The sequence below is a fragment of the Delftia sp. BGA-UO-ETr-SB1 genome (genome assembly GCF_059567865.1).
Window position 1 is genome coordinate 1,637,210 of the sequence record NZ_JCAQOW010000004.1, and the last position, 16,667, is coordinate 1,653,876.

A 16,667-nucleotide genomic window follows, 5' to 3' on the forward strand; every position below is an offset into this window, starting at 1 on the left:
GTGGTTACAGGTCCCGGCCTGCCACGCCGCTGCGGTGGAGCAGGCCGGAAAGGACATGCTTCCCGGAATCTGCCACTGCCCGCAAAGGTCTGCTCCATGAACGCTTCCCGCGCTGCCTCCAAGTCCACGGTCAAGAAAAAGGCCACCAAGCCCCCCGAAGCCTCCAAGGCGCGCCCCAAGGCCGGCGCACGCCGCATTGCCGTGATTGGCGCCGGCATGGCGGGCCTGGCCTGCGCACGCACGCTGATGCAGGCCGGCCACGATGTCCATGTCTACGAGCGGCTGCCCCAGGTGGGCGGGCGCATGCGCTCTGTCAACGCCGCGCATGGCGCCTTCGACATCGGCGCGCAGTATTTCACCGTGCGCGACAAGCGCTTCGAGCTGGCCCTGCAGACCGTGCCCGGCCTGTGCCGCCCCTGGAGCGTGAGCACGCTGCGCGTGCTGGATGCGCAGGGCCGCCAGTCCAGCGCTGCCCCCGCACCCACCGAAGCCCATTGGGTGGCCACGCCCGACATGCAGGCCCTGCCGCTGGCCTGGGCCGCGCCGCTGTGGGATGCCGACCGCCTGCACCTGGGCCAGCGCGTGACCAAGCTCGAACGCCAGCCCGGCTCGCGCGGCTGGAGCCTGCATGTGGAGACGACCGAGCCGACCACGCAGATCCGCGCAGGCTTCGATGAAGTAATACTCGCCCTGCCCGCTCCACAGGCGCGCCAGCTGCTGCAGACCACGCCCCTGGCCCTGTCGCTGGTGCAGGGCATGGCGGCCGTGGAAATGGCGCCCTGCTGGGCGCTGACGCTGTCCTACCCCATGGCCACCGAGGCCGGCCTGTCCACCCTGGGGCCGCAGTGGAATGCGGCCCGCACCACGCATGAGCGCGCGGTCTGGGTGGCACGAGAATCCTCCAAGCCGGGCCGCTCCCAAAGCGAACGCTGGACCGTGCTGGCCAGCCCCCAATGGTCGCAGGAGCACCGCGCCGACGACGCCCCGCGCGTGCTGGCCAAGATGCAGAAGGCCTTTGGCGAGATCACGCGCATCCGCATCCCTCCCCGCCATGCCAGCGTCTACCTCTGGCCCCATGCGCAGACCCTGTCGCCGCTGGGCCGCAGCCATTTGCGCAACAAGGATGCGGGCCTTGGCCTGTGCGGCGACTGGTGCATTGGCCGCCGCGTGGAGGATGCCTTTGTCTCGGGACTGGAAATGGCCCTGGCGTTGGTTGCGGACTGAACCAGGCCACCAGGTCCTGGCAGGGGGCGGCGCAAGGCCTTAACATCCGGCCCCGATGATTCCCGCCGCCCCTGAATCCGCCGAAACCGGCTCCGCACCCGCCCCATCCCCGTATGTCGGCCGCTTTGCGCCCTCACCCACGGGCCTGCTGCATGCAGGCTCCCTGGTGGCGGCGCTGGCCAGCTGGCTGGATGCACGCGCCCATGGCGGCCGCTGGCTCGTGCGCATCGAGGACATAGACCCTCCGCGCTGCCAGCCCGGTGCCGACACCGCCATCCTGAACCAGCTTGCCACCTGCGGCCTGCTGCCGGATGAAGAGCCTGTCTGGCAGTCCCGCCGCCACACCTTCTACGAAAGCGCACTGGAGCGGCTCAAGGCCGGCGGCCTGGCCTATCCCTGCGGCTGCACGCGCAAGGACATCGAGGCAGCCTGGGAAAACCTGGGCTGGGCCCATGAGCGCCATGTGGAACGGCCCTACCCCGGCACCTGCCGCGACGGCCTGCACGGCAAAAGCGCCCGGGCCTGGCGCTTTGCGCTGGACAGCTTCACCCGCCACGACCCCGTGCTGCACTGGCAGGACCGCCGCTTGGGCGCCCAGCAGCAGGATGTGATCCACGGCGTGGGCGACTTTGTCCTGCGCCGGGCCGACGGCCTGTGGGCCTACCAGCTCGCCGTGGTCGTCGATGACGGCCTGCAGGGCATCACCCATGTGGTGCGCGGCGCCGACCTCGCCGACAATACGCCCCGCCAGATGCTGCTGCAGCGCGCCCTGGGCATAGGTCACCCGCAGTACCTGCACACGCCGCTGGTACTCATGCCCGACGGCGAAAAGCTTTCCAAGCAGCACGGCGCCCCCGCACTGGACCTGAGCGCCCCCGTGGCCGCGCTGCGTACCGCAGCCGCCCACCTGGGACTGCCCCAGCCATCACCCCAGGCCGCATTGGGCGAAGCGCTGCAGTTCTGGGTCAGGGGCTGGCGCCATACATACAATTGAGCCCGTGAACCCAATTTCTTCCCCCCAAGCCGAGCAGTCCATGGACGGCGATACCCCGAACACCATGTCCGCTGCCCCCGGTGCGCCGCACGATTCCTCTTCGCCCTCCACACCTGCGGCCGCCCGTACAGGCCAGCCGCCCGAGGGCGTGGCCCATCCCAAGACCATCAAGAGCTATGTGCGCCGCGCCGGCCGCACCACGACAGGCCAGGCCAAGGCCTTCGAGGAGCTGGGTCCGCGCTTCGTGCTGAGCTACCAGGCCGCGCCGCTGGACGCCTCGGCCACCTATGGCCGCCAGGCCCCCCTGATCCTGGAGATCGGCTTCGGCATGGGCGAGGCCACGGCCCACATCGCGCGCGTGCGCCCCGATGACAACTTCCTGTGCTGCGAGGTGCACGAGCCCGGCGTGGGCGCCCTGCTCAAGCGCATTGGCGAGCAGGACATCTCCAACATCCGCATCCTGCCGCACGACGCCGTCGAAGTCATCGACAACATGCTGCCCGAGGCCAGCCTGGACGGCATACACATCTTCTTCCCCGATCCCTGGCACAAGAAAAAGCACAACAAGCGCCGCCTGATCCAGGAGCCTCTGGTGGCCAAGCTGGCACGCCGGCTGCGTCCCGGTGGCTACATCCACTGCGCCACCGACTGGGAGCCCTATGCGGTGCAGATGCTGGAAGTGCTGGGCGCGGAACCCCTGCTGGCCAACACGGCCGAAGGCTATGCCGCCAAGCCCGACTACCGGCCGCTGACCAAGTTCGAAAACCGTGGCATCCGCCTGGGCCACGGTGTGTGGGATCTGGTGTTTGAGCGCCGCTGAGCCGGTCGCGCCCTCTTCCAATACAAGGCCTCGCATGCAGCCATTGCTACAGAATCTGGTCGAGATGACGGCCCACAGGGACCATCTGCGATTGGAAATCTCGGTGCTGTCCACCCTGTTCAAGCTCAATGGCGTGGTGCAGGTCCGGGCGCTGGAGCTGTTCGCCATGCCCGACGGCAGGCACTGCGTGCGTGCGCGCACCTGGAGCCAGGGCGATCAGGTCATGTCCACCGATGCCGAGGCCTTGTACGACCCGCAAAGCGTGGAGCTGGCCTCCATGCCCGCGCTGCAGCAGGCGCTGCAGCAGCGCGCCCTCATCGCCTCGGCCGTGCAGCCCGATGGCCAGCACGTGCTGTGGCTGCCGCTGTGGCGCCAGGAGACGGCCTACCACTGCCTGGAGATCACGCAGTCCACGGCCTTCTCGCCCAGCCGGCTCGATGTGATCCAGGGCATCTTCGGCGTCTATCACAACTACCAGAGCCTGCTGGACTACAGCGAACGCGATGCGCTGACCGGCCTGCTCAACCGCAAGACCTTCGACGAGCAGTTCCTGCGCCTGTCGCTGCAGGAGGCGCCGATGGCCATGCCGGGCGTGGCCACGGAAGACGTTCCCGGCCAGTGGCTGGCCGCCATCGACATCGACCATTTCAAGCGCATCAACGACCGCTTTGGCCACCTGTATGGCGACGAGGTGCTGATCCTGGTCGCCAACATCCTGCGCAGCTGCTTCGACGCCAAGGACCGTGTGTTCCGCTTCGGCGGCGAGGAATTCGTGGTGCTGCTGCGCTCGGTCAGCCTGGTCAATGCCCGCAAGGCGCTGGAGCGCCTGCGCCACGACGTGGAGAGCTACGAGTTCCCCCAGGTCGGCCGCATCACCGTGAGCACGGGCTTTGCCGCCATGGGCACGGGCGCACCCGTGGAGGTGCTGGGCCATGCCGACCAGGCCCTCTACCACGCCAAGGAGCATGGCCGCAACCAGACCTGGTACTACGGTGATCTGATCACCCAGGGGCTGCTGGCCCCCCAGGTGAACAGCAACGACATCGAACTGTTCTGAGCCGGCCCGGCGCCGTGCCGTTCAGGTGAGGCCGGCCACGCGCACGCAGTCGCGCCCGGCGTGCTTGGCCTCGTAGAGCATGGCATCGGCGCGCTGCAGCAGTTCCTGCGCGCTCTCGGCACCCTGCAGTTGCGCCACGCCAAAGCTGGCCGTCGCCGCCAGCTCCAGGCCATGGACCTGTATGGGCGTGGAGCGTATGGCCTCGCGCAGCTGCCCGGCCAGCGCCCAGGCCTGGGCCGCAGCCACACCGGGCATCACGATCAGGAACTCCTCCCCGCCATAGCGCGCCATCCATTGCGCCGAAGGCTCCCGCTCCAGTGCGTGCCGGCAACGCCGTGCCACCTCGCGCAGCACGGCATCGCCTGCGGCATGGCCGTGCCTGTCATTGACCTGCTTGAAGCGGTCCACGTCCACGAACATCACGCTCAGGGCCGCACCCAGGCGCTGGCCCTGGGCGACCTCGGAGGCCAGGCGCTCGTCCATGGCGCGGCGGTTGAGGCATCCGGTCAGCGCATCGGTCAGCGACATGCGCTTGACCTCCTCCACCAGCTCCTCCAGCTGGGCCGTGCGCTGGGCCACCAGCAGGTCCAGATGTTCGATGTGGCCGCGCAGGTCATGCTGCAACTGGCCAAAGCCCTGCACCACCATGTCGATCTCGTCGCGCTGCCCGCGCCGCGCCCGCTCCAGTACCAAGGGCCTCGACAACTCATTGGGCTTGAGGTTGGCCGCAAAGCCCGCAATCTGCTGCAGCGGCTGGCGCAGCTCCCTGCGCATCACCCAGGCCACCATCAGGCAGACCAGGGCCGTGAACAGCGCATAGCCCAGCAGCACGCGCAGCGTGGAGTCGCGCAGCACCTCCAGGTAGTGGCCCCGGTTCTCCCAGACCTGCAGTTCGCCCAGCGGCAGGCTGGACTGGCTGTGACGCGGTGCCGGAATGAGCATGGACACGGCGGGCGCGCGGCCATCCCTGGGCTCGCCCGCCTCGTACATCTCGCCCGTGGAGGTGACGCGCAGCTGCACATGTCCCACCAGGGGCAGCTTGCCCAGCCACTGCACCTGCTCGCGCACTAGGGCCGGCTCGATGTCCCACAGCGCGGCGGACAGCGAGATCATGCTGTTGGCCACCAGCGTCTCCATGGAGCGGCGAAACTCCTGCTGCCCCTTGCGGTACTCCCACCAGGCGTGGGCGCCGCCAAACACCAGCATGCAGGCCACGGCCAGCAGCATGATGCGCAGGATCAGCAGGGAGGCGATCGAACGGAAGCGGGGCATGGAAGGCGCTCAGCGCAGCAGGTGCTTGAGCTCGAATCCGTAGCGCCGCAGCCGGGGATTGAGGTGCTTGCTGTAGCTGCGAAAGTCCAGAGGGGCCAGCGGCGCGCTGATCCTGTGCTCGTAGCGGTCGATCTGGGACTTGTCCAGCAGCGTGAACATGGGCCGCACCTGCTCCAGCCCTTCGGAGGCGAAATCGGTTCCGTGCGCATGGTCGTAGAGCATGACCAGGGCCCAGGCACCGGTCAGGAAATGGCCGCCCGCCAGTGCCGACAGCTCGCCCGTGCGCAGCGCCGTCATGGCGGCGGCCGATGAATTGATGGCGCTGAAGAAGGCATCACGCCCCGGCGAGCCGCCCCGCGCGCGCCAGGCCTGCATGGCGCCAAAGGCCATCTCGTCGTTGCCCGCCCAGACCAGGCGCACCTCGGGATAGCGCTGGAACAGCACGGCCGCCTGCTGCTCGGCGCGTTCGCGGCGCCATTCGCCAAAGACTTCCTGCTGCAGCACCACGTCGCTGGCCTCGGCCGCCGCGCGGCGCATGCCGGCATTGCGTTCCACCGAGGAGGGCGTGGAGCGGTCCCCGGCAATGGCCACCATGTGCAGCCGGCCATCGGCCGCACGCGCCTGGCCCGATGCCCGTGCAGCGGCGAACAGTGACTTGGCGGTCAGGTAGCCGGCCTCTTCGGCGCCCGGCTCCAGACTGCCCAGCCAGTGGCGATAGCGCTCCCGCGCCACGCCGGTCTGGCCGCGCAATGTTTCGGGCACGCCGCTGAAGGCCATGAAGCTGTCGATGCCTGCGGCCTCCAGCGTGCGCAGGATTTCCGGCGCCACGCTGTAGTCGTTGGTAAACATCACGTACCGGGGCCGCTGCGCCTTGGGCAAGGCGGCAATCTGGCGCGCAATCTCGATGGGGCGCAGGTGGTCGCGCTGGGCATAGCGGACCTGCAGCTGCATGCCCAGGCTGCTGGCCGCGTCCTGCATGGCCTCGCTGACCGTGGTCCAGTAGCGCTCATCGGACCGGCCGGGGTTGATGAAGACCACGCTTTGCGCGGCGGCAGCGGCCGACTGCGCCAGCACGCCCATCACCCAGGCCATGTAGGTCATACGCAGCGCCCACGGCAAGACGCCCCGGTGGAGTCCACCGGGGCGTCCCGAAGAAGGGGCAGCAGGAATCATCTGCCGCGCAGCTGGGTCAGACGCGCTCTGCCACCCAGGCCTGCACACCGGCCAGCGCCGCGGGCAGGCCCGAAGCGTCCGTGCCGCCGGCCATGGCCATGTCGGGCTTGCCGCCGCCCTTGCCGCCGACCTGGCTGGCCACGAAGTTCACCAGATCGCCAGCCTTGAGGCGCGAGGTCTCGGCCTTGGTCACGCCTGCGGCCAGTTGCACCTTGTCGCCATCGACGGCGGCCAGCACGATGGCTGCGGCGCCCAGCTTGTCCTTGAGCTTGTCCATGGTGTCGCGCAGGGTCTTGGCGTCGGCGCCTTCCAGCCTGGCGGCCAGCACCTTGATGCCCTTGACGTCCACGGCCTGGCCGGCCAGCTCGTCGCCCTGGCTGGAAGCGAGCTTGCCCTTGAGCGCAGCCACTTCCTTCTCCAGCGCGCGGATCTGCTCCAGCGCACCGCCGATGCGGGTGTTCAGCTCGGCCGTCGGCGCCTTCAGCGCGGCGGCGGCCTGGTCCACCGTGGATTCCAGCGATTGCAGGTAGGCCAGCGCGTTCTCGCCGGTCACCGCCTCGATGCGGCGCACGCCGGCGGCCACGCCGCCTTCGCCCACCACCTTGAACAGGCCGATGTCGCCCGTGCGCTGCACGTGGGTGCCGCCGCACAGTTCGCGGCTGCTGCCGATGTCCAGCACGCGCACGGAGTCGCCGTACTTCTCGCCGAACAGCATCATGGCGCCCGTGGCCTTGGCCGATTCGATGTCCATCACGCGCGCATCGGTGGGCGTGTTGGCCAGGATCTCGGCGTTCACGCGGCGTTCGATCTCGCGGATCTCTTCAGCGGTCACGGGCTGGTTGTGGGCAAAGTCGAAGCGCGTGCGCTCGGCGTTGACCAGCGAGCCCTTTTGCTGCACGTGATCGCCCAGCACTTCGCGCAGGGCCTTGTGCATGATGTGCGTGACCGAATGGTTGCGCATGGTGGCGGCACGCAGCTGCGTGTCCACCTCGGCCTGCACGGCATCGCCCACCTTGAGGCTGCCGGACTCCAGCACGCCATGGTGGCCGAACACATCGGCCTTGATCTTGAGCGTGTCCTCGACCGCAAAGCGTGCGCCCGCAGTGCTGATCACACCCTGGTCGCCCACCTGGCCGCCGGACTCGGCGTAGAAAGGCGTGGTGTCGAGCACGACCACGCCGCTCTGGCCTGCCTTGAGTTCCTGCACGGCGCTGCCTTCGGCATACAGTGCCACCACCTTGGCGGCCTCGGCCAGCTTCTGGTAGCCCGTGAAGGCATTGGCATCGCCCGTGTACTCCAGGGCGCGGTCCATCTTGAACTTGCCTGCTGCGCGGGCCTTGTTCTTCTGCTCTTCCATGGCAGTCTGGAAGCCCGCCTCGTCCACGCTCAGGCCGCGCTCGCGGCAGACGTCGTTGGTCAGGTCCAGGGGGAAGCCGTAGGTGTCGTGCAGCTTGAAGGCCACGTCGCCGGGCAGCACCTTGGCGCCACCGGCCAGCGCTGCGTCCAGGATTTCCATGCCGTTGGCCAGGGTCTCGAAGAAGCGCTCTTCCTCGACCCGCAGCACTTCGGTGATGCGCGCTTCCTGCTCGCGGATCTTGGGATAGGCATCGCCCATCACGGCCACCAGGTCCTTGACCAGCTTGTGGAAGAACGGGGTCTTCTGGCCCAGCTTGTAGCCGTGGCGGATGGCGCGGCGCACGATGCGGCGCTGCACGTAGCCGCGGCCTTCGTTGGAGGGAATCACGCCGTCGGCCACCAGGAAGGCGGTGGCGCGGATGTGGTCGGCGATCACCTTGAGCGAGGGGGTCTCGATGTCGGTGATGTGCGTCTCGCGCGCAGCGGCCTTGATCAGCGCCTGGAACAGGTCGATCTCGTAGTTGCTGTGCACATGCTGCAGGATGGCGGCCAGGCGCTCCAGGCCCATGCCGGTGTCCACGCAGGGCGCGGGCAGCGGCTTGACGTTGCCCTGCTCGTCCATGTCGAACTGCATGAACACGTTGTTCCAGATCTCGATGAAGCGGTCGCCGTCTTCGTCAGGGCTGCCCGGAGGGCCGCCGGCCACGTGCGCGCCGTGGTCGTAGAAGATTTCCGAGCAGGGGCCGCAGGGACCGGTGTCGGCCATCATCCAGAAGTTGTCGCTCTTGTAGCGGCCGCCCTTGTTGTCGCCAATGCGGATCACGCGCTCGGGCGGCAGGCCGATTTCCTTGGTCCAGATGTCATAGGCCTCGTCGTCCTCGGCGTAGACCGTGGCCAGCAGGCGTTCCTTGGGCAGCTTGTAGACCTCGGTCAGCAGCTCCCAGGCCCACTTGAGCGACTCGCGCTTGAAGTAGTCGCCGAAGGACCAGTTGCCCAGCATCTCGAAGAAGGTGTGGTGGCGGGCCGTGTAGCCCACGTTTTCCAGATCGTTGTGCTTGCCGCCTGCGCGCAGGCAGGTCTGCACCGAGGTGGCGCGCTTGTAGGGGCGCTTGTCGGTGCCCAGGAACACGTCCTTGAACTGGACCATGCCCGAGTTGGTGAACATCAGCGTCGGATCGTTGCCGGGCACCAGGGGGCTCGACTCCACGATGGTGTGGCCCTTGGATGCGAAAAAGTCCAGAAAGCTCTTGCGAATGTCGGCAACGGTGAAAGTGGGTGTGCTCATGGTGTCTAGGAGTTCGGAGCGCGCACGCGGGGCGCTGTCCCTGGCGGGAGGGTGTCCCGTCGGGACCAACGCGCATTATAGGTTTGCCCCATGGTTGCGGCAGCGAGCCCTGCCTGGCCTCCATCACGCACGTGGCCAAAGAAGGCCTCTCCTCCCATCTGCCCGAGCGCGCAACAGCGGCGCGCGACTGGCCGGTCCACGGCGCCTGCAGCTGTGGGTGGCGCCCCATCCGGGCCGCAGGGCCGACATTCTTGCGCTGGAGAAATGGCTGGTGCAGGAGATGGGGGAGATGGCTAGCACAGGCGATCTCGCCGTTCCCTGATCCCGCTCAGACTGCGCGCGATGGGCGCCCTGGATAATCGCCAGCCGGAACCACAGCAAGCACACCATGGCGCAACCACAGACACCCGAGCCCCATTCCAGCGAACCGGCCACCGCTGCCAGCGCCAACGGATCCGATCCGGCCAAACCGCCAACACCGCCGAAACCGCCCAAGCCACCAAAAAGCCGCATCGTGCCCTGGCTCATCGGCCTGCCCGTGGCCTTCTTCGCTGTGCTCATGCTGGCTGGCCAGTTGCTGTCCACGCCCGAAGGTGAGGCGCGCTGGGTGGAGCGCGAAACCATCAAGATCTGCCGCAAGGAAACCGCGCGGCCAGAGGCCGAGCGCAAGACGCAGCAGTTTGAATCGGTGCAGGACTGCGACAGGCTCGAATTCGACTTCAAGCAGCGCTACGGTGAAAACCCCTGAGGCGAAGTCACAACGAAAAAGGCCGGCAGAGCCGGCCTTTGATTTGCTGCGCCCGTTCAGTCGCGCGTCTCGATGGCGCGGTTGATGCCCAGCGCCGCCAGCGTGCACAGCGCACCCGACAGCAGATAGATCCCCAGCGCCACCAGTCCGAAGCGCGAGGACACGCCCAGGGCCACCAGCGGAGCGAATGCCGCGCCCACCAGCCAGGCCATGTCCGAGGACAGAGCAGCACCCGTGTAGCGATAGCGTGAGGGGAAGTTGGACGTCACCGTGCCGGCCGCCTGGCCATAGGACAGGCCCAGCAGGATGAAGCCGACGATGATGAACACGTTGTTCCCCATCGTTCCGCTGCCCAGCAGCCAGGGCGCCAGGAAGCTGAAGATGCCGATCAGGCAGGCCATGGTGCCCAGCGTGTTGCGCCGGCCCACACGGTCGGCCAGCCAGCCCGAGACCATGATGGCGGCAGCCGCACAGAAGGCGCCCACGATCTGCACCCCGAGCACATGGGTCACCGACTGGTCCGAGTACAGCGAGATCCAGGACAGCGGGAAGATGGTCACCAGGTGGAACAGCGCAAAGCTGGCCAGGGCGGCAAACGCGCCGATCACCACGTTGCGACCCTCGTCGCGCATCAGCGGCAGCACACCCATGGGCTCCAGCTCACGCTGCTGCAGCAGTTCGGTGTAGGACTGGCCCACGACCAGGCGCAGCCGGGCAAACAGTGCCACGACGTTGATGGCAAAGGCCACGCAGAAGGGATAGCGCCAGCCCCAGCTGAGGAACTCGTCGGCTCCCACATGGGCGTAGATGAAGGCAAACAGCCCTGCCGCGAGCACGAAGCCCAGCGGCGCGCCCAACTGGCCCATCATCGAATACCAGCCCCGCCGGTTCTTGGGCGCCGACATGGCCAGCAGCGACGGCAGGCCGTCCCACGAGCCGCCCAGCGCAATGCCCTGGCCTATGCGCAGCAGCGCCAGCACGATGATGGCGTTCACCCCCGCCTGCTGGTAGCTGGGCAGGAAGGCCATGCCCACGGTGCACACGCCCAGCAGAAACAGCGCCAGTGTCAGCTTGGTCGCCCGCCCCCAGCGCCGCTGCACGGCCATGGACAGCGCCGTGCCCAGCGGCCGGGCTACGAAAGCCAGCGAGAAGATGGCGAACGACATCAGCGTGCCGTCGAGCTTGGAAAGGTAGGGAAACAGCAGTGCCGGGAAGACCAGCACGCAGGCGATGCCGAACACGAAGAAGTCGAAGTACTCCGAGGATCGCCCGATGATCACGCCGACGGCGATTTCGTTGGGCGTGACATCTTCGTGGGTGTCGGCGCGGGACAGAGATTCTTTGCTCTCATAGCTTCCGCCGGGGAAGCTTGCAGTTGTGTCGAGGCCGCTCATAGATGGATGCTCCTTGTCTCGTCTCACTGACAGCTCTGTTCTACGCCCTCGCTTGATCTGGCGCAAGGCGGTTTCCACCTCGACCGGCCTCGGTGTTTGTCCTGCTGCGCGCGACGCGAAAATGCGGCCTCCGGACCGCCAGGCGCCTGCCGTGCACCCGCCCAGGTAGCAGAAAGTTCCCGGGTTCTCCTTGACGTTGGACAAAATGTCCAATGGACAAATTTATACTTCGTAATACATTTGCCCGGATCTTGTAATCCGCGTTTCTATGTAAACGCGCTCTTGTTGCGCCCCTAGCATGCTAAAAATCAAGGAACTCCGTGGGCCTGCGTGGCTCACCGCGGCCGCTTTGACAGCCAGTCTCACTGGCTGCAGCAAAGCCGTCGTGCTCAACCCCGCCGGCGACATCGCCGCGCAGCAAGGCAACCTGGTGGTCACGGCCACCTTGCTGATGCTGATCATCATCATCCCGGTGATCATCCTCACGCTGCTTTTCGCCTGGAAATACCGCCAGTCGAACACCGAGGCCCACTACGACCCCGAATGGCACCACTCCACCACGCTGGAGCTGGTGATCTGGTCCGTGCCGCTGATGATCATCATCGCGCTGGGCGCCATCACCTGGATCAGCACCCACAAGCTGGACCCCTACCGTCCGCTGGACCGCGTCTCGGCCACCAAGCCGCTGAGCACCGATGTCAAGCCGCTGGAGGTGCAGGTCGTGGCCATGGACTGGAAGTGGCTGTTCTTCATCCCTGAAAAAGGCATCGCCACCGTCAACGAGCTGGCCGCTCCCGTGGATCGTCCCATCCACTTCAAGCTGACCGCCACCTCGACGATGAACTCCTTCTACGTGCCTGACCTGGCCGGCATGATCTATGCCATGCCCGGCATGCAGACCGAGCTGAACGCCGTGATCAACAAGCCCGGCGTGTTCCACGGCCTGGCATCGCACTACAGCGGCGCCGGCTTCTCGGGCATGACGTTCAAGTTCCATGGCCTGAGCAACGAAGAGTTCGACCACTGGGTTGCCAAGGCCAAGTCCGAAGGCAAGGCCCTGACGCGCGATACCTACCTGAACCTGGTCAAGCCCAGCGAGCGCAACCCGGTCGAGCGCTTCGCCACGGTGGACGAAGGCCTGTACGACAAGGTGCTCAACCGCTGTGTCGAAGAAGGCAAGATGTGCATGCATCACATGATGGCCATCGACGCTGCCGGCGGCGAAGCCTATCTCAAGGCCGTGGGCATGAACCTGCCCCAGGATGTGTGCACGGTGCAAAACGCCGACCGCGTCGTGGCCTTCCTGGACCAGCGCGACGGCTCCGCAGCCGCTGCGCAGCAATAAGCAGTTAGCGGACGCGGACGACGGCCAGACCGCCGCCCGCTCCCATCACGACCTAAGAGACTCGATATGTCTGAACATACCTCCCCGGCACAGGCCCACTGGCTGCTGGGACGCATCACTTGGGACTCCATCCCGATGGCGCATGAGCCCATCGTGCTGGCGACCTTCATCGCCGTGGTGCTCGGCGGCCTTGCCGTGCTGGGCCTGCTCACCAAGTTCCGCCTGTGGGGCCCGCTGTGGCGCGACTGGCTGTGCAGCATCGACCACAAGAAGATCGGCATCATGTACATGATCCTCGGTCTGGTCATGCTGCTGCGCGGCTTTGCCGACGCGCTGATGATGCGCCTGCAGCAGGCCATGGCCTTCGGCGACAACCTGGGCTACCTGCCTCCGCACCACTACGACCAGATCTTCACGGCCCACGGCGTGATCATGATCTTCTTCGTGGCCATGCCCTTCGTTACCGGCCTGATGAACTATCTGGTGCCGCTGCAGATCGGCGCCCGCGACGTGTCCTTCCCGTTCCTGAACAACTTCAGCTTCTGGATGACCACGGGCGGCGCCGTGCTGGTGATGATCTCGCTGTTCCTGGGCGAGTTCTCCACCTCCGGCTGGCTGGCACTGTCCAACCTGGGGGCGCAGAACCCCGGGGTCGGGCTTGACTACTACATCTGGGGATTGCAGGTGGCCGGCGTCGGCACCACGCTGTCAGGCATCAACCTGATCGTGACCATCATCAAGATGCGCGCACCCGGCATGAACCTGATGAAGATGCCCGTCTTCACCTGGACCGCCCTGTGCACCAACGCGCTGATCGTGGCCTCGTTCCCCATCCTGACCGCAGCCCTGGTGCTGATGTCGCTGGACCGCTACGTCGGCACGAACTTCTTCACGAACGAGCTGGGCGGCAACCCCATGCTGTACGTGAACCTGATCTGGATCTGGGGCCACCCCGAGGTCTACATCCTGATCCTGCCCTGCTTCGGCATCTTCTCGGAGATCGTCTCGACCTTCAGCCGCAAGCGCCTGTTCGGCTACACCTCCATGGTGTACGCGACGGTGTGTATCACCATCCTGTCCTACCTGGTCTGGCTGCACCACTTCTTCACCATGGGCTCCGGCGCCAGCGTGAACACCTTCTTCGGCATCACGACGATGATCATCTCGATCCCGACGGGCGCCAAGATCTTCAACTGGCTGTTCACCATGTACCGCGGCCGCATCCGCTTCACGGTGCCGATGCTGTGGACCGTGGGCTTCATGTGCACCTTCGCCATCGGCGGCATGACCGGCGTGCTGCTGGCCGTTCCCCCGGCCGACTTCGTGCTGCACAACAGCCTGTTCCTGATCGCCCACTTCCACAACGTGATCATCGGCGGCGTGGTGTTCGGCGTGTTCGCCGGCATCAACTTCTGGTTCCCCAAGGCCTTCGGCTACAAGCTCGACGAGTTCTGGGGCAAGTGCTCGTTCTGGTTCTGGCTGGTCGGCTTCTGGGTCGCCTTCACACCGCTGTACGTGCTGGGCCTGATGGGCGTGACACGCCGTGCCAACCACTTCGAGGACCCCTCGCTGCAGATCTGGTTCGTGATCGCGGCCCTGGGCGCCGGCCTGGTGGCACTGGGCATCGGCAGCTTCCTGATCCAGCTGGTGGTCAGCTACTTCAAGCGCGACCAGCTGCGTGACGTGACCGGCGACCCATGGGAAGGCCGCACGCTGGAGTGGGCCACCTCCTCGCCCCCTCCCCAGTACAACTTCGCCTTCACGCCCGTGGTGCATGAGATCGATGCCTGGTGGGACATGAAGAAGCACGGCTACCAGCGTCCGCTGACCGGCTTCAAGCCCGTCCACATGCCGTCCAACACCGGCGCCGGCGTCGTGATCGCCGCGCTGTCCACGGTCTTCGGCTTCGCGATGATCTGGCACATGTGGCCCCTGGCCATTGCGTCGTTCGCCGCCACCGTGCTGGCGTCGATCATCCACACGTTCAACTACAAGCGCGACTACTACATCCCCGCCGCGGAAGTCGCGGCCACGGAAGAACTGCGCACACAACAGCTGGCACGTCATGTCTGATACCCGTTACACCGCAGGCGGCGCTGCCGCCCTGGCCCCGCGCGAGTACCACCTCGCCGAGGAGCCCCATCCCGAAAACGGCACCGCTCTGGGCTTCTGGCTCTACCTGATGAGCGACTGCCTGATCTTTGCAGCGCTGTTCGCCACCTATGGCGTGCTGGGCCGCAACTACGCTGCAGGCCCCACGGGCGCCCAGCTGTTCGACCTGCCCCTGGTGGCGATGAACACGGCCTTCCTGCTGCTGTCGTCCATCACCTTCGGCTTCGCCATGCTGCAAAAGCAGCAGGGCAAGCTGGGCGGCACCCAGCTGTGGCTGGCCATCACCGGCCTGTTCGGCCTGTGCTTCCTGGGCCTGGAACTCTATGAGTTCTCCCACCTGCTGCACGAGGGCGCGGGCCCGCAGCGCAGCGCCTTCCTGTCCTCGTTCTTCACGCTGGTGGGCACCCACGGCCTGCACGTGAGCTTCGGCCTGATCTGGCTGGTCACGCTGATGATCCAGATCAACAAGCACGGCCTGACGCACGAGAACAACCGCCGCCTGATGTGCCTGTCGATGTTCTGGCACTTCTTGGACGTGGTCTGGATCGGCGTCTTCACTTTTGTTTACCTGATGGGGGTGCTGTAAATGGCTGCACACGACATCCACGCCGGCCATGGCCACGGTCACCACGACCATCATGGCCATGACGATCACCACCACGACGCAGGCCCGCACAGCACGTTCTCGGGCTATATGTGGGGCTTCGTGCTCTCGATCATCCTGACGGCCATCCCGTTCTGGCTGGTGATGAGCAATGTCATCTCGGACCGTGCAACGGCCGTGATGGTGCTCGGCGGCTTCGCCGTGGTGCAGATCCTGGTCCACATGGTCTTCTTCCTGCACATGAACGGCAAGATCGAAGGCGGCTGGACCCTGCTGTCCACCATCTTCACCGTGGTCTTCGTGGCCATCGGCATTGCGGGCACCCTGTGGGTCATGTTCCACATGAACACCAACATGATGCCCCAGCACACCATGCCGGCCGACCCCGCCGCGCAGACGGCTCCGGCCTCGGTCACGCCTTGACCGCATCCGGAAACTCCGGGCCCTCCAGCCACGCCGGCGCATCGCGCCGGCGTGGCCCACTCGCTCAGGCGATGCTCATCTCGGTGGGCATCGCCTTGTTTTTGGGCTTCATCTTCCTGGGCAGCTGGCAGGTCCAGCGCCGTGCCTGGAAGCTGGACTTGATAGAGCGCGTGGACCAGCGCGTGCACGCCGCGCCCGCTGCCCTGCCCCCGCCCGCCGAATGGCCGCAGATCACGGCCGCCGACCACGAGTACCGCGCCGTGCAGGCCAGCGGCCACTGGCTGGCCGGCAAGACCGTGCTGACCCAGGCCGTGACCGAATTGGGCGCCGGCTTCTGGGTGCTGACGCCGCTGCAGATGGACGACGGCAACCAGGTGCTGGTGAACCGGGGCTTCATTCCCACAGCGCAGCGCGCGCGCTGGCAGGATCAGCCCGCACAGGCACCCCAGGACCCGGTGACGGTGGCCGGCCTGCTGCGCATCAGCGAGCCGCGCGGCGGCTTCCTGCGAGAGAACGATCCCGCGCAGCAGCGCTGGTTCTCGCGCGATGTGGCGGCCATTGCACAGGCCCAGGGCCTGGACCATGCAGCCCCCTACTTCATCGACGCAGGCCTGCCGGGCCAGCCCGTGGCAGACGGCACCTGGCCGCGCCCGGGCATGACCGTGATCCGCTTCCCCAACAGCCACCTGGTCTATGCGCTGACCTGGTACGGGCTGGCGCTGATGGTGGTCGGCGCGGCCTGGCTGGTCAGGCGCAATGACCGGCAGGCAAGCAGCAAGCCGTAAAGCCGTAAAGCCGTAGAGCCGTAGAGCCGTCGCTCCAGGCAACAAGGCCACCGATGACATCGGTGGCCTTTTTTA

The 16,667-nt window shown here is 66.6% G+C and carries 14 protein-coding genes; 10 read left to right on the plus strand and 4 right to left on the minus strand.

Going from position 1 to position 16,667, the window contains the following annotated elements; translation table 11 throughout:
* The first annotated feature begins 96 nt into the window (after positions 1-96).
* The 4 genes from AC57B5_RS08035 to AC57B5_RS08050 are packed head-to-tail and all read left to right on the plus strand — an operon-like array spanning position 97 to position 4,095.
* Complete coding sequence (locus AC57B5_RS08035) at positions 97-1,224, plus strand: NAD(P)/FAD-dependent oxidoreductase (RefSeq protein ID WP_034394361.1); 1,128 nt, start codon at positions 97-99, stop codon at positions 1,222-1,224.
* A 55-nt stretch (positions 1,225-1,279) separates the two neighbouring features.
* Positions 1,280-2,218, plus strand: coding sequence for a tRNA glutamyl-Q(34) synthetase GluQRS (gene gluQRS / locus AC57B5_RS08040; RefSeq protein WP_043822980.1), 939 nt, complete (start codon positions 1,280-1,282; stop codon positions 2,216-2,218).
* 40 nt (positions 2,219-2,258) lie between these two features.
* On the plus strand, positions 2,259-3,038 hold the full coding sequence (trmB, locus tag AC57B5_RS08045) for a tRNA (guanosine(46)-N7)-methyltransferase TrmB (RefSeq protein WP_496399198.1): 780 nt from the start codon (positions 2,259-2,261) through the stop codon (positions 3,036-3,038).
* A 34-nt stretch (positions 3,039-3,072) separates the two neighbouring features.
* Positions 3,073-4,095, plus strand: coding sequence for a GGDEF domain-containing protein (locus AC57B5_RS08050; protein ID WP_013802165.1), 1,023 nt, complete (start codon positions 3,073-3,075; stop codon positions 4,093-4,095).
* Positions 4,096-4,116: 21 nt separating this feature from the next.
* Here AC57B5_RS08050 and AC57B5_RS08055 read toward each other — a convergent pair whose 3' ends face one another.
* The 3 genes from AC57B5_RS08055 to alaS form a co-directional block, all read right to left on the minus strand.
* Positions 4,117-5,367 carry a GGDEF domain-containing protein gene (locus tag AC57B5_RS08055; RefSeq protein WP_099733462.1) on the minus strand — a complete coding sequence of 417 codons (1,251 nt, stop codon included), beginning with the start codon at positions 5,365-5,367 and terminating at the stop codon, positions 4,117-4,119.
* Positions 5,368-5,376: 9 nt separating this feature from the next.
* Positions 5,377-6,468, minus strand: coding sequence for an ABC transporter substrate-binding protein (locus tag AC57B5_RS08060; RefSeq protein ID WP_013802163.1), 1,092 nt, complete (start codon positions 6,466-6,468; stop codon positions 5,377-5,379).
* Between the two features lie 88 nt (positions 6,469-6,556).
* Entirely contained in the window at positions 6,557-9,181 is a 2,625-nt protein-coding gene (gene alaS / locus AC57B5_RS08065; protein WP_099733461.1) for an alanine--tRNA ligase, read from the minus strand.
* Between the two features lie 388 nt (positions 9,182-9,569).
* Between alaS and AC57B5_RS08070 the strand changes: the two genes are divergently transcribed.
* Complete coding sequence (locus tag AC57B5_RS08070) at positions 9,570-9,929, plus strand: hypothetical protein (protein WP_099733460.1); 360 nt, start codon at positions 9,570-9,572, stop codon at positions 9,927-9,929.
* Between the two features lie 56 nt (positions 9,930-9,985).
* Here AC57B5_RS08070 and AC57B5_RS08075 read toward each other — a convergent pair whose 3' ends face one another.
* A complete protein-coding gene (locus AC57B5_RS08075; protein ID WP_013802160.1) occupies positions 9,986-11,323 on the minus strand; it encodes an MFS transporter in 1,338 nt (445 codons plus the stop codon).
* A 298-nt stretch (positions 11,324-11,621) separates the two neighbouring features.
* On the opposite strand from AC57B5_RS08075, the gene cyoA reads away from it, so the two are divergent.
* From cyoA to AC57B5_RS08100, 5 genes are all read left to right on the plus strand, one after another.
* The gene (gene cyoA / locus AC57B5_RS08080) at positions 11,622-12,668 is read left to right on the plus strand and encodes a ubiquinol oxidase subunit II (protein ID WP_496399199.1); all 1,047 of its coding nucleotides are present in this window, start codon (positions 11,622-11,624) and stop codon (positions 12,666-12,668) included.
* Between the two features lie 66 nt (positions 12,669-12,734).
* Complete coding sequence (cyoB, locus tag AC57B5_RS08085) at positions 12,735-14,741, plus strand: cytochrome o ubiquinol oxidase subunit I (RefSeq protein ID WP_013802159.1); 2,007 nt, start codon at positions 12,735-12,737, stop codon at positions 14,739-14,741.
* A complete protein-coding gene (cyoC, locus tag AC57B5_RS08090) occupies positions 14,734-15,366 on the plus strand; it encodes a cytochrome o ubiquinol oxidase subunit III (protein ID WP_012205884.1) in 633 nt (210 codons plus the stop codon). The genes cyoB and cyoC overlap by 8 nt, the downstream gene beginning before the upstream one ends.
* Positions 15,367-15,807, plus strand: coding sequence for a cytochrome o ubiquinol oxidase subunit IV (cyoD, locus tag AC57B5_RS08095; protein WP_012205885.1), 441 nt, complete (start codon positions 15,367-15,369; stop codon positions 15,805-15,807).
* Between the two features lie 71 nt (positions 15,808-15,878).
* A complete protein-coding gene (locus AC57B5_RS08100) occupies positions 15,879-16,592 on the plus strand; it encodes an SURF1 family protein (RefSeq protein WP_065346354.1) in 714 nt (237 codons plus the stop codon).
* Positions 16,593-16,667 lie beyond the last annotated feature (75 nt).

Bases quoted from the DNA above. Each gene is read 5' to 3' on its own strand.
- trmB (WP_496399198.1), top strand. From the start codon at position 2,259: ATGGACGGCGATACCCCGAACACCATGTCCGCTGCCCCCGGTGCGCCG.
- gluQRS (WP_043822980.1), top strand. From the start codon at position 1,280: ATGATTCCCGCCGCCCCTGAATCCGCCGAAACCGGCTCCGCACCCGCC.
- cyoD (WP_012205885.1), top strand. From the start codon at position 15,367: ATGGCTGCACACGACATCCACGCCGGCCATGGCCACGGTCACCACGAC.
- cyoB (WP_013802159.1), top strand. From the start codon at position 12,735: ATGTCTGAACATACCTCCCCGGCACAGGCCCACTGGCTGCTGGGACGC.
- AC57B5_RS08075 (WP_013802160.1), bottom strand. From the start codon at position 11,323: ATGAGCGGCCTCGACACAACTGCAAGCTTCCCCGGCGGAAGCTATGAG.
- AC57B5_RS08070 (WP_099733460.1), top strand. From the start codon at position 9,570: ATGGCGCAACCACAGACACCCGAGCCCCATTCCAGCGAACCGGCCACC.
- AC57B5_RS08100 (WP_065346354.1), top strand. From the start codon at position 15,879: ATGCTCATCTCGGTGGGCATCGCCTTGTTTTTGGGCTTCATCTTCCTG.
- alaS (WP_099733461.1), bottom strand. From the start codon at position 9,181: ATGAGCACACCCACTTTCACCGTTGCCGACATTCGCAAGAGCTTTCTG.
- AC57B5_RS08035 (WP_034394361.1), top strand. From the start codon at position 97: ATGAACGCTTCCCGCGCTGCCTCCAAGTCCACGGTCAAGAAAAAGGCC.
- AC57B5_RS08060 (WP_013802163.1), bottom strand. From the start codon at position 6,468: ATGACCTACATGGCCTGGGTGATGGGCGTGCTGGCGCAGTCGGCCGCT.
- AC57B5_RS08055 (WP_099733462.1), bottom strand. From the start codon at position 5,367: ATGCCCCGCTTCCGTTCGATCGCCTCCCTGCTGATCCTGCGCATCATG.
- cyoA (WP_496399199.1), top strand. From the start codon at position 11,622: ATGCTAAAAATCAAGGAACTCCGTGGGCCTGCGTGGCTCACCGCGGCC.
- AC57B5_RS08050 (WP_013802165.1), top strand. From the start codon at position 3,073: ATGCAGCCATTGCTACAGAATCTGGTCGAGATGACGGCCCACAGGGAC.
- cyoC (WP_012205884.1), top strand. From the start codon at position 14,734: ATGTCTGATACCCGTTACACCGCAGGCGGCGCTGCCGCCCTGGCCCCG.